Below are 11,372 nucleotides of genomic sequence, written 5' to 3'. Positions count from 1 at the left end.
GGGTGTCGTGTTTCACGTGAAACACGACACCCGGCCGGCACCGCGTCGGCTATCCGATGCCCCGCCAGCCCTCCGGGTCGACTCCGCCCGGCACGGAAGCGCCCTTGTCGTACGGCTGACGCGTGAACACGAACGACCCGAGGTCCAGATGGCTCACGGTCCCGTCGGGCCGTCGTACGGCCTTCAGGAGCTCTCCGGCGTAGTAGCCCTCCAGTCCGGTCCAGGTGCCGTCGGCGTTGGCCCGGAAGCGGGACCGGCGGCCACTGCCGGACAGGGGCTCCAGGGAGACCCCACCGGCGGCCGTCAGCCGGAGGGCGAATGCGTGCGTTCCCCAGTACCACGGGCCCGCCAACTCCAGTACGGACGCGTCCACTTCGGGCAGCGGTCGCCAGGGGGCGGGGATGCGGGGCTCGGCCTCGGCGACGATGCGCACGAGGTCGGCGCCGACCGTGGCCAGCAGGGGTCCGGAGGTGCAGTTGGCCAGCACCACCGCGGCGACGTCGTCCTTGACGCTGATGCTGAGGTTCGCCAGAAAGCCCGGCAGGGAGCCGGAGTGACCGATCAGCAGCCGACCGTGACGCTGCTGGATCTGCAGCCCGAGTCCGTACGAGACGCCGTCCGCGACGTCCGCTGCCTCGCCCGGCGCCGCCGGTACACGCATCTCCCGTACGGTCTCGGCGCTCAGGACCCGGTCGTCCCCCTGCGTCAGGAAGATCGCGAACCGCGCCAAGTCGCCGGTGGTGGACCAGAGTTGTCCGGCCGGGGCCATGCGTCCGAGGTCCTCGGCGGGCTCCGGCAGCATGACGTCGGCCCACGGGTGCACGGCCCAGCCGCCCGCGTGAGGCGCCTTCGGACGGCCACTCGTGCGGTCCAGACCCAGGGGTTCGAGCACTTCCCGCCGCAGCACCTCCTCCCAGGGAGCGTCGCGCAGCTTCTCGACGAGCGTGCCCAGCACGGTGTAGCCCGGGTTGGAGTAGTGGAAGCGGCGGCCCACCGGATGCAGGAGGGGCTGATCTCCCAGGACGTCGGCGAGTTCGGGGCGCAGCGAGCCCGGAGTCCGCTCCCACCAGGGCGCGGGCGACTCGGCGGCCAGCCCGCCCGTGTGCGCGAGGAGGTCGGCGACGGTGGCCTCCCCCACGCCGGTGCCCGGCAGATGCTTCTCCACCGGGTCACCGAGGTCGAGCAGTCCCTCGTCGCGCAGCCGCAGCACCAGAACGGCGGTGAAGGTCTTGGTGATCGAGCCGATCCGGTACTGCACGTTCTCGTCGGGACCGTGTCCGTCCACCGAGGTCCGCGCCCCGTGCCACACGGCCCGCCCGTCCCGTACCACCGCCGCGACCAGCGACGGCGTACGCCCTTCGGCCTGGGCCACGGCGATCCGGTGCAGCAGCGCCCGACGGGTGGCGGGGAGCAGCTCTTCCTGAGGTGTCGTCATTCCCCCAGTGCACCCCGTGCGCCGCTCGGGCGTCGAGCGTATTTGCCCCGGGGACGCGGGTGTCGAGTCGGCAGCCAGGTGTCGACGACGGCTGCCAGTCCGTCGCGGCCGGTGAAGACATGGCCGTTCATCCCCATGGCCTGCGCGGCACGTACGTTCTCCTCGCGGTCGTCGACGAAGAGGAAGTCGTTCGGTGCGGCCCCCATGGCGACGACGCAGTGCCGGAAGGCCGCCGGGTCCGGCTTCGCCGCTCCGATCTTCCCGGAGAAGGCGAGGTGGTCCAGTTCACGCAGCCAGGGCTGCGCGGCGAGGAAGGCGTCCGCGTGGTCCGAGGGGATGTTGGACAGCAGGGCGACCTCGGCGACGCCGCGCAGGGAACGGACGTAGGCGACCATCCGGTCGTCGACGCGCGACCAGCTGTCGATGTCGGTGAGGCGCAGGTCCTCGATCGTGTCGGCGTCGACGGACCGGGACAGCCAGCGCAGTACGGCGGTCCAGTACTCGGGCGCGGACTGGCGGCCGGCGTCGTAGGGCGGGCGGCAGGCCCAGTAGGCCTCGGTGAAGGCGTCGGTGGGTGTGTGACAGCGGGCGGCCATCTTTCCCAGGGCGCCGGGGCGTTGGTGGCGGGCGACGACCCCGAAGAGGTCGAACAGGACGATGCCGCGGTCGGCTCGGTCGGTGGGCATGGTGGAGGGTTCCTCCGGGTTCTGGCGGCCGGGCGGGAGGAGGAGGAGCCTGTGCGGCACGGAGTGAGCCGTGCCGCACAGACGGTCAGGGGTTGCCGTACTGGCGGTCAGGGGTTGCTGTGTGCCATCTCGCGCGGGCGGTCGGATCCGGTGCGCAGGACCCTGGCGGCCACGGCGGTGGTCGCGCACAGCAGGATCAGCAGGACGAAGGCGTGGTTCAGGGCGACGAAGTGGGTCAGCCAGCCGATGACGGCCGGGCCCGCGAGCATGCCGACGTAACCGAGCCCGGCGACCCGGGAGACATTGGCCCCCGCGGCGGCGGAATCGGCGTGCCCAGCCGCGCTGAACAGCTGCGGGACGCAGCCGGACAGCCCCAGACCGAACAGCCCCCACCCCGCGAACGCGGCCCAGATCCACGGGGAGACGGTCACGATCGTGATGCCGACGGCAGCCGTCGCCGCGCCGTACCTCAGGATCGCCATGGACCCGAACCGGGCGACGAGGCGGTCGGCGAGCAGCCGGCCGATGGTCATGGTCGCGGCGAAGGTGCCGTAGGCGAAGGCGGCGGTGCTCGCGGGCGCGCCGAGGACGTCCTTGAGGTGCAGCGCGCTCCAGTCGTTGGCGGCTCCTTCGCACAGCATGACCAGCAGCGCCAGGGCGGCGAGGATCCAGATGCGCCTGCTGGTACCGCGGCGCCCGGTGACCGGCGCCTGCTCGGCCTCCCCCGCGGACTCGGTGGCTTCAGCGACGGGAACGGCCGGCAGCAGGGCGCGTGCCGACACCAGGGCGACCGCGATGCCCAGGGCTCCCATGGCGCCCATGCCCGCCGCCGGGCTCAGGCCGGCGCTCGCCGTGGCCGCTCCGACGAGTGCGGCGAGGACGCCGCCGACCGAGAACGTGGCGTGGAAGGCCGACATGACGGGGCGGCCGTACGCCTTCTCCACATGCACGGCGTGGGCGTTCATGCTCACGTCCAGGCAGCCGTTGCAGAAGCCGAAGACCAGGAGGGCGGCTCCCAGCGTCCACGGTTCGCGGGGCAGGCCGGGCAGGACCAGGGCCGCGCTGCACAGCACGGCGGTGGCGGGGACGACCGTGCGCGCCCCGAGGCGGTCGGTCAGGCTCCCGGCCACCTGCATCCCGATGAAGGCGCCCAGCCCCAGCAGCACCAGCAGCGCCCCGAGCGTCGCGTGGCTGATGCCCACGCGCTCCTCGATGGCGGGGATGTTCACCACCCAGGTGCCCATCAGGGTGCCGCACAGGCTGAAGTAGACGAAGGTCGCCACTCGGGCGGCACGCAGCGGATGACTCATGCCTACGACCGTAACGAACATCCAGCATGGTTGAATACTGGCACTTCGCACACATTGCATGTTCGTTTGGTGGGGTGTTCAATCGCGGTATGAGCAACGCAGACCGGCACGGGATGATCGCGCAGGCCGTCAGGGAGTCGGGGAGGATCACGGTCCAGGAGCTCGTCGAACTGACCGGCGCCTCCGAGATGACCATCCGGCGCGACCTCGACGCGCTGGCCGCGCACGGCGTCCTGGAGCGGGTCCGCGGCGGGGCGCGCACCCTGCTGCTCAGGGGCGAGGAGCCGCCCTTCGCGCTGCGCGCCCACGACTCCGTCGACGCCAAACGCCGTATCGCTGCCGAGGTGTCCTCGCTCATCGCCGACGGCGAGACCGTCCTCCTCGACAGCGGCACCACCTGCCTGGAGGTCGCCCACCTGCTGCGCCGACGGCCGGTCACGGTGATGCCCCTGTCGTTGCAGGCCGTCCAGGTATTCGGCGAGGGCCCGGGCCCGGCCACGCTGGTGGTGCCCGGCGGACAGCCCCGGGCCGCCGAGGGAGCCCTCACCGGCCCCCTCACCCTCGCGTCCCTGGCGGCGCTGCGCTTCGACACCGCCGTCATGGGCTGCTGCGGTCTGAGCGCGGCCGAGGGACTGACCGCCTACGACCTCGACGACGCGGCCGTGAAGAAGGCAAGCATCGCCGGCGCGCGCCGCATCATCGTGGCCGCCGACGGCAGCAAGCTCGGCCACACCGCGTACGCCCACGTCGGCCCCGCCACCCTGCTGCACACCCTTGTCACCGACACCGCGGCCCCCGTCGACGAGATCGCCGCGCTCGAAGACACCGGCATCGTCGTCAAGGCCGTATGACTCGGGCTCAGTCGCTTGTGCCGTCGGCAGGTGGACGTAGGGACGAGCGCTCGGCGGCCGGTGGTGGTGCGGGCTGCCGGTCGGTGGCCTGTGGTGGTGTCGGTGGCCGGTCCGTGGCTCGTGGTGGTACGGGCGGCCGGTCGACGGCGGTACGCAGGGCCAGGTCGATCCTGATCTCCTCGCTGTCCAGGACCAATTGGAGCCGGCGCAGGACGATGTCGTCGATGACCCGCTGGTCGCGCAGGCGGATCAGGGCGCCGCGTTTGACGCCGATCAGGGAGCGGCGCAGTTCGAGCCCACTCCGTACGCCGGGCCCTGCGTCGGCCAGTCCCGCGTCCTCGGCCGCGAACTGGCGCAGCTCGCTGCGGATGGCGTCCGTGGTCTCCGGTGGCGTGTCCAGGCGGTCGGCGTGGTCGGGAAGGGCCGCCAGCGCGGCGTCGACGATCCGGCGATGGGCGCGGCGTTCCTCGGTGGACTCGTCGGGATCGCCGCGCAGTCCGGCCCAGCGGACCACCGCGGGCATGGTCGTGCCCTGGACGACCAGCGTGACCAGGATGACGGCGACGGCGGTGAACACCAGCAGGCCGTGTCCCTCCAACGGCCGGCCCGCGGCCGTGGTGGCCGGGACACCGAGGGCGGCCGCCAGCGAAACGGCTCCGCGCACCCCGCTCCAGGCGACCGGGAACCTTTCCCTGGCGCCGGAGCGCAGCGTGCGCTGCACCGGGCGGCGGTCGACGGCGCGCAGGAGATAGGGCACCGAGTAGAGCCACAGCAGGCGGGTGGCGATCACGACACCGCCGACGAGCGACGCGGTGACCACGGCGTGTCCCAGGGAGTCGGCGCCGATCGCGCTCACGATGGCGGGCGTCTGGATGCCCACCAGGACGAACAGGGCGCTGTTGAGGAGGAACGTGCTCACCTCCCAGAAGTCGGTGATCTGCACTCTGGCGCCCGCGCTCATCACCCTCGGGCCCGCCTGGCTGAGGACGAGACCGCAAGTGACCACCGCCAGGACCCCGGAGACGCCCAGGACCTGCGCGGGCAGGTAGGCGGCGAACGGGGTGAGCACGGACAGGGCGCTCTCCAGCAAGCGGTCGTGCAACAGCCCGCGCAGGACCACGACTACGCCGGCGCAGGCGGCGCCGATCGCGACACCGCCCGCGTAGGCCGCCAGGAAGCGTGCCGCGGTCCCCGACCAGGTGACCGCCCGTCCCTGGACGGCGACCCCGACGACCACCGCGTAGAGGGCGAGTGCGGTGCCGTCGTTGATCAGGCTCTCCGCCCGCAGGATGGTCCGGGTCCGGCGGGGCAGGAGCCGGGCGACCGCCCCCACGGCGATGGCGTCGGTGGGGGCGACGACAGCACCCAGGACGAGGGCGAGCGGCCAGGACAGGCCCAGCGCGTGCCCCACCCCGGCCACGGCGACGGCGGTCGCCAGCACCAGCCCGGTCGCGAGCAGCACGATGCCGCGCAGATTCGTCCTGATCTCGCGGAGCGAGGTGGTGAGCGACTCCCAGTGGAGCAGGGGTGGCAGGAACAGCAGCAGGACGACCGCGGGCGGCAGGACCAGCGAGCGGAACTCGGGGGTGAGACCGATCAAGCAGCCACCCGCCACCAGCAGGACCGGCTCGTTCCAGCGCAGGCGACGGGCCAGCCAGGTCATGGTCAGTACGGCCGTGAGAAGGACGACGACGACTTCGAGGCCGCGCATTCGGCACTGCCTTCCGGTGGGACGGGCGCCCCGTTGCCTGGTGGTTCGGCCCGCGTTGGTTCGGCCCGTGGGGGTCCAACGCCTGATGGTTCGGCCCGTGGTGGTCCGGACCCTGATAGTCCGGCCCCTAGTGGTCAGGTCCCTGAGGGTTCAGCCCTGGGCGAGTTCCGCCAGGGCGTCGAGACGGGTGGGCGTCCAGCCGAGCTCGTCGCGTGCCCGGGCGCCGCTGAACCGCTGGTCGAGGGCGAACGCCTCGGCGATCGGGCCCATCCGCCGCTCGGCCTCCTCGACGGTCAGCGACTCGATCCGGTCCGGACATCCGGCGGCACGGCTGAGGGCGCGGGTGATGTCCGCCAGCGGGAGGTTCTGACCGCCGGCCCCGGCGTACACGGCACCGGCCGGGGCGTTCAGGGCCAGGACGTACAGCTCGGCGATGTCGTCGACGTGGACCAGCGCCCAGTGGTTGGAGCCGTCCCCGATGCGGGGCACGGCGCCCGCGGCGCGTCCCGGCTCGACGAAGAACGACTGCGCCAGTCCGCCGGAGCGGCCGTAGACCAGCCCCGGCATCACCACGACGGGGTGCCCTCCGGTGGTGGCGCGGGCCAGCACCCGCTTCTCGTTCTCCAGCCGCCACGCGGTGATGCGCGGCGGGCTCAGCGGGGCGTCCTCGTCGACGACCCCGTCGGTGTCGCCGTAGACCCAGACCCCGCCCGTGTGCACGTAGACACCGCTGCCCACGCCGTCCTGCAGCGCTTCCGCCGCCGCGCGGTCGACGTCCGCGGTGCCCTCCGCGTAGTCCACCCCGAGGTGGATGACGCCGTCGGCCCGGCCGGCCGCCGCACGGAGCACGTCGGTGTCGGTGAGCGACCCCGCGACCGGGGTGGCACCGAGGTCCGACACGGTGCGCGCCGCGTGCTCGCTGCGCGCCAGCGCGGTCACGCCGATGCCGTGCCGGGTCAGCGCCCGGATGGTGGAACGGCCGATGTAGCCGGAGCCACCCGTGATGAAGATCTGCATCGCTCTCAGGGTCCTTGTCGGTGGAGGAACGGCGGGATGCGCCGCTCCTCCACCCTGGTCCCGTGTCGCGACCGACGTCCAAGACCTCTTCCGTCGACGGCGATGCCCTCAGGGCATCGCCGCTGGTCAAGGACGTCCTTGGGAAGGATCAGGTCTGCGCCATGTCCACGAACCGCGAGTAGTGGCCCTGGAAGGCGACGGTGATCGTCGCCGTGGGGCCGTTACGGTGCTTGCCGACGATGATGTCCGCCTCGCCCGCGCGCGGTGACTCCTTCTCGTAGGCGTCCTCGCGGTGCAGCAGGATCACCATGTCGGCGTCCTGCTCGATGGAGCCGGACTCACGCAGGTCGGACACCATCGGCTTCTTGTCCGTGCGCTGCTCGGGACCACGGTTCAGCTGCGAGAGCGCGATCACCGGGACCTCCAGCTCCTTGGCCAGGAGCTTGAGGTTTCGGGACATGTCCGAGACCTCCTGCTGACGGCTCTCGGAGCGCTTGGAGCCGCCCGCCTGCATCAGCTGCAGATAGTCGATGATCACCAGCTTGATGTCGCTGCGCTGCTTGAGCCGACGGCACTTCGCGCGGATCTCCATCATCGACAGGTTCGGGGAGTCGTCGATGTAGAGCGGCGCGGACGACACCTCGGGCATCCGACGCGCCAGCCGGGTCCAGTCCTCGTCGGTCATGGTGCCGGACCGCATGTGGTGCAGGGCCACCCGCGCCTCGGCGGACAGCAGACGCATCGCGATCTCGTTGCGCCCCATTTCGAGGGAGAAGATGACGCTCGGCAGGTTGTGCTTGATCGACGCCGCGCGCGCGAAGTCCAGCGCGAGCGTGGACTTGCCCATCGCGGGTCGGGCCGCGATGACGATCATCTGGCCCGGGTGCAGACCGTTGGTGAGCGAGTCGAGGTCCGTGAATCCGGTCGGTACGCCGGTCATCTCGCCGCTGCGCGAGCCGATCGCCTCGATCTCGTCGAGCGCGCCCTCCATGATGTCGCCGAGCGGGAGGTAGTCCTCGCTGGTGCGCTGCTCGGTGACCGCGTAGATCTCGGCCTGCGCGCGGTTGACGATCTCGTCGACGTCGTCGTCCGCCGCGTACCCCATCTGGGTGATACGGGTTCCGGCCTCGACCAGCCTGCGCAGCACCGCCCGCTCGTGGACGATCTCCGCGTAGTACTCCGCGTTGGCCGCCGTCGGCACCGTCTGGACGAGGGTGTGCAGATACGATGCGCCGCCGACCTTGTTGATCTCGCCGCGCTTGGTGAGCTCGGCGGCGATCGTGATCGGGTCGGCCGGCTCGCCCTTGGCGTAGACGTCGAGGATCGCCTGGAAGACCGTCTCGTGCGCGGGCTTGTAGAAGTCGTGGCCCTTGAGCACCTCCACGACATCGGCGATGGCGTCCTTGGACAGCAGCATGCCGCCGAGAACCGACTGCTCGGCGTCGAGATCCTGCGGCGGTACGCGCTCGAAGGACGTTCCGCCGCTCTCCCACTGGCCGTTCTCCCGGCCGCGGTCGTGCTGCTCGTCGCGCCCGCGGCCGCCTTCGCCGCGCCGGCGGGCAGGCAGACGATCACTCGGACCACTGTCGGCCCACGGATCGTCCAAGGGCTCGGAAATGCTCACCGAGACACCTCCTCCCGTCCGCCGAGAGCGGACCTAGCCGTGCCTCTCTTTTCTACGGCACGGCACTGACAAACAAGACGCCCAACTCCGGTTCTGGCGCGTCGGTTTTGTGATGGTTTCCCAGCCGACGAACGGAGCGGGCGCCGCACCACCGTAGGCCTGTGGGCACCGTCAGCCAATCTGGTTATCCACAGGCCATGTGGACGACGGCCCGGATGCTGTGGAGAACTCCGCAAAACCTGTGCACGACCCGGTGGACAGCCCTGTGAACAAGCTCCGACCTCCGCCACTTCACCCGCCCTGAGCTGCGACTTTCCCGTCCACCGGCTGTGCAGAAGAAAAACTTTTCCAGTTGGACCAAGATCGCTTCGAACGGTGCACGAAAGAGCACGGGCCGCGAAATCGAGTAAGGGTCTCAGCTACATTGCATCTCTTACCTGTGGACGATTACATTAGTGCTCATGACACAGGCTCCCGCGACCCCCAAGGCCGACCGGCGACAGCACGATCGAGAGATCGTCGCACTGGCCGTCCCGGCCTTCGGCGCACTCGTCGCCGAGCCCCTCTTCGTCATGGCCGACAGCGCGATCGTGGGCCATCTCGGCACAGCCCAACTCGCCGGACTCGGCGTCGCCTCGGCCCTCCTCATGACAGCCGTCAGCGTCTTCGTCTTCCTCGCCTACGCCACCACGGCGGCCGTCGCCCGCCGCGTCGGCGCCGGCGACCTCCAGGCCGCGATCCGGCAGGGCATGGACGGCATCTGGCTGGCTCTCCTGCTCGGCGCCGCCGTCATCGCCGTCGCCCTTCCCTCGGCCCCCGGCCTCGTCGAACTCTTCGGCGCCTCGGACACCGCCGCCCCCTACGCGACCACCTACCTCCGCATCTCCTCCCTGGGCATCCCCGCCATGCTCGTCGTCCTCGCCGCGACGGGCGTCCTACGCGGCCTCCAGGACACGAAGACACCTCTCTACGTCGCCGTCGCGGGCTTCGTCGCCAACGGCGTCCTGAACGCCGGCCTCGTCTACGGTGCCGACCTCGGCATCGCCGGTTCCGCCTGGGGCACGGTCATCGCTCAGTGGGGCATGGCCGCCGTCTATCTGGTCGTGGTCGTCCGCGGGGCCCGTCGGCACGGTGCCTCACTGCGTCCCGACGCCGCCGGGATCAGAGCCTCGGCTCAGGCCGGCGCACCTCTGCTCGTGCGCACCCTGTCCTTGCGGGCGATTCTGATGATCGCCACCGCGATCGCCGCCCGGCTCGGTGACGCCGACATCGCGGCCCACCAGATCATCCTGTCCCTGTGGAGCCTGCTCGCCTTCGCTCTCGACGCCATCGCCATCGCCGGTCAGGCCATCATCGGGCGCTACCTCGGCGCCGGAGACACCGAGGGCGCTCGCGCCGCCTGCCGCCGCATGGTGCAGTGGGGCATCGCCACGGGCATCGTCCTCGGCCTGCTGGTACTGGTCACCCGCCCGGTGTTCCTGTCTCTGTTCACCAGCGACCCCTCGGTCAAGGACACCGCCCTGCCCGCCCTACTGATCGTGGCCGCCTCGCAGCCGATCAGCGGCATCGTCTTCGTCCTGGACGGCGTCCTGATGGGCGCGGGCGACGGACCCTACTTGGCGTGGGCGATGCTGATCACCCTGGCGGTCTTCACCCCGGTCGCCCTGCTCGTCCCTGCGCTCGGCGGAGGACTCACCGCCCTGTGGGCGGCCATGACGCTGATGATGACGGTACGGATGCTGACCCTCTGGCTGCGCACCCGCTCCGGCCGCTGGCTCGTCACGGGCGCGACGCGCTGACTGTTTCACGTGAAACGGTGGGTTCGGGCCGGTGGTTCGACATGGAGGGTTCGGGCCGACGGTTTCACGTGAAACACGGTGCTTGGTGTTTCACGTGAAACACCCGCACGGACTCACCGTCGCCGAGCGCGAAGAGCTGGGCATGCAGAAGGGGCCGCACCCGGCAGGTACGGCCCCTTCTCTCAACTGCTCAAGCAGAGCGCAGCGATCAGGCCGCGATGACCTCGATGTTGACCTTGGCGGCAACCTCGGGGTGCAGACGAACGGTCGTCTCGTGGGCGCCCAGCGTCTTGATGGGCGAACCCAGCTCGACACGGCGCTTGTCGACCTTCGGGCCACCGGCAGCCGCGATCGCCGAAGCGACGTCGGCCGGGGTGACGGAACCGAAGAGACGACCGGCGTCGCCGGAGCGAACGGCCAGACGGACCTTCACACCCTCGAGCTGGGCCTTGATGCTGTTGGCCTGCTCGATGGTCTGGATCTCGTGGATCTTGCGAGCGCGACGGATCTGCTCGACGTCCTTCTCGCCACCCTTGGTCCAGCGGATAGCGAACTTCCGCGGGATCAGGTAGTTGCGAGCGTAACCGTCCTTGACGTCGACGACGTCGCCCGCGGCACCGAGGCCGGAGACCTCGTGGGTGAGGATGATCTTCATTTGTCGGTCACCCTTCCCTTAGCGCGCGGTGGAGGTGTAGGGCAGCAGCGCCATCTCACGGCTGTTCTTGACAGCCGTGGCGACGTCACGCTGGTGCTGCGTGCAGTTGCCGGTCACGCGGCGGGCGCGAATCTTGCCGCGGTCGGAAATGAACTTCCGCAGCATGTTCGTGTCCTTGTAGTCCACGTACGTGACCTTGTCCTTGCAGAAAGCGCAGACCTTCTTCTTAGGCTTGCGCACAGGCGGCTTCGCCATGGTGTTTCTCCTGTGTGATCAAGAAGTTT

At 70.6% G+C, this 11,372-nt stretch carries 10 protein-coding genes; 2 read left to right on the top strand and 8 right to left on the bottom strand.

Going from position 1 to position 11,372, the window contains the following annotated elements:
• Positions 1 to 49: 49 nt before the first annotated feature.
• From ACWDR3_RS33475 to ACWDR3_RS33465, 3 genes are all read right to left on the bottom strand, one after another.
• On the bottom strand, positions 50 to 1,435 hold the full coding sequence (locus ACWDR3_RS33475; RefSeq protein ID WP_450356308.1) for a serine hydrolase domain-containing protein: 1,386 nt from the start codon (positions 1,433 to 1,435) through the stop codon (positions 50 to 52).
• Positions 1,432 to 2,121: an HAD family hydrolase gene (locus ACWDR3_RS33470; RefSeq protein ID WP_450356307.1), complete on the bottom strand. Its 690-nt coding sequence runs from the start codon at positions 2,119 to 2,121 to the stop codon at positions 1,432 to 1,434. Before ACWDR3_RS33470 ends, ACWDR3_RS33475 begins: the two co-directional genes overlap by 4 nt.
• 107 nt (positions 2,122 to 2,228) lie before the next feature.
• A complete protein-coding gene (locus tag ACWDR3_RS33465) occupies positions 2,229 to 3,431 on the bottom strand; it encodes an MFS transporter (RefSeq protein WP_450356306.1) in 1,203 nt (400 codons plus the stop codon).
• An 89-nt stretch (positions 3,432 to 3,520) separates the two neighbouring features.
• On the opposite strand from ACWDR3_RS33465, the gene ACWDR3_RS33460 reads away from it, so the two are divergent.
• Complete coding sequence (locus ACWDR3_RS33460) at positions 3,521 to 4,282, top strand: DeoR/GlpR family DNA-binding transcription regulator (protein ID WP_450356305.1); 762 nt, start codon at positions 3,521 to 3,523, stop codon at positions 4,280 to 4,282.
• Between the two features lie 7 nt (positions 4,283 to 4,289).
• Here the strand turns inward: ACWDR3_RS33460 and ACWDR3_RS33455 are convergent, their stop codons facing one another.
• From ACWDR3_RS33455 to dnaB, 3 genes are all read right to left on the bottom strand, one after another.
• Positions 4,290 to 5,993 carry a Na+/H+ antiporter gene (locus ACWDR3_RS33455; protein ID WP_450356304.1) on the bottom strand — a complete coding sequence of 568 codons (1,704 nt, stop codon included), beginning with the start codon at positions 5,991 to 5,993 and terminating at the stop codon, positions 4,290 to 4,292.
• Between the two features lie 150 nt (positions 5,994 to 6,143).
• Positions 6,144 to 7,010, bottom strand: coding sequence for an NAD-dependent epimerase/dehydratase family protein (locus ACWDR3_RS33450; protein ID WP_450356303.1), 867 nt, complete (start codon positions 7,008 to 7,010; stop codon positions 6,144 to 6,146).
• Between the two features lie 148 nt (positions 7,011 to 7,158).
• The gene (gene dnaB / locus ACWDR3_RS33445) at positions 7,159 to 8,634 is read right to left on the bottom strand and encodes a replicative DNA helicase (protein WP_123998992.1); all 1,476 of its coding nucleotides are present in this window, start codon (positions 8,632 to 8,634) and stop codon (positions 7,159 to 7,161) included.
• A gap of 461 nt (positions 8,635 to 9,095) precedes the next feature.
• Here dnaB and ACWDR3_RS33440 point away from each other — a divergent pair, with 461 nt between their 5' ends.
• Positions 9,096 to 10,433, top strand: coding sequence for an MATE family efflux transporter (locus tag ACWDR3_RS33440; RefSeq protein ID WP_450356302.1), 1,338 nt, complete (start codon positions 9,096 to 9,098; stop codon positions 10,431 to 10,433).
• Positions 10,434 to 10,641: 208 nt separating this feature from the next.
• Here ACWDR3_RS33440 and rplI read toward each other — a convergent pair whose 3' ends face one another.
• Positions 10,642 to 11,088, bottom strand: coding sequence for a 50S ribosomal protein L9 (gene rplI, locus ACWDR3_RS33435; RefSeq protein WP_402356646.1), 447 nt, complete (start codon positions 11,086 to 11,088; stop codon positions 10,642 to 10,644).
• Between the two features lie 18 nt (positions 11,089 to 11,106).
• Complete coding sequence (gene rpsR, locus ACWDR3_RS33430) at positions 11,107 to 11,343, bottom strand: 30S ribosomal protein S18 (protein WP_003949403.1); 237 nt, start codon at positions 11,341 to 11,343, stop codon at positions 11,107 to 11,109.
• Between the last annotated feature and the right edge of the window lie 29 nt (positions 11,344 to 11,372).

The sequence above is a fragment of the Streptomyces sp. NPDC001002 genome, from assembly GCF_053599215.1.
This window is presented reverse-complemented; position numbering and strand designations above follow the sequence as displayed.

What these genes read in the sequence shown, in the direction of transcription:
- ACWDR3_RS33450 (WP_450356303.1), bottom strand. Translation starts at nt 7,010, where the DNA reads ATGCAGATCTTCATCACGGGTGGCTCCGGCTACATCGGCCGTTCCACC.
- ACWDR3_RS33475 (WP_450356308.1), bottom strand. Translation starts at nt 1,435, where the DNA reads ATGACGACACCTCAGGAAGAGCTGCTCCCCGCCACCCGTCGGGCGCTG.
- ACWDR3_RS33455 (WP_450356304.1), bottom strand. Translation starts at nt 5,993, where the DNA reads ATGCGCGGCCTCGAAGTCGTCGTCGTCCTTCTCACGGCCGTACTGACC.
- ACWDR3_RS33440 (WP_450356302.1), top strand. Translation starts at nt 9,096, where the DNA reads ATGACACAGGCTCCCGCGACCCCCAAGGCCGACCGGCGACAGCACGAT.
- rpsR (WP_003949403.1), bottom strand. Translation starts at nt 11,343, where the DNA reads ATGGCGAAGCCGCCTGTGCGCAAGCCTAAGAAGAAGGTCTGCGCTTTC.
- ACWDR3_RS33460 (WP_450356305.1), top strand. Translation starts at nt 3,521, where the DNA reads ATGAGCAACGCAGACCGGCACGGGATGATCGCGCAGGCCGTCAGGGAG.
- rplI (WP_402356646.1), bottom strand. Translation starts at nt 11,088, where the DNA reads ATGAAGATCATCCTCACCCACGAGGTCTCCGGCCTCGGTGCCGCGGGC.
- ACWDR3_RS33470 (WP_450356307.1), bottom strand. Translation starts at nt 2,121, where the DNA reads ATGCCCACCGACCGAGCCGACCGCGGCATCGTCCTGTTCGACCTCTTC.
- ACWDR3_RS33465 (WP_450356306.1), bottom strand. Translation starts at nt 3,431, where the DNA reads ATGAGTCATCCGCTGCGTGCCGCCCGAGTGGCGACCTTCGTCTACTTC.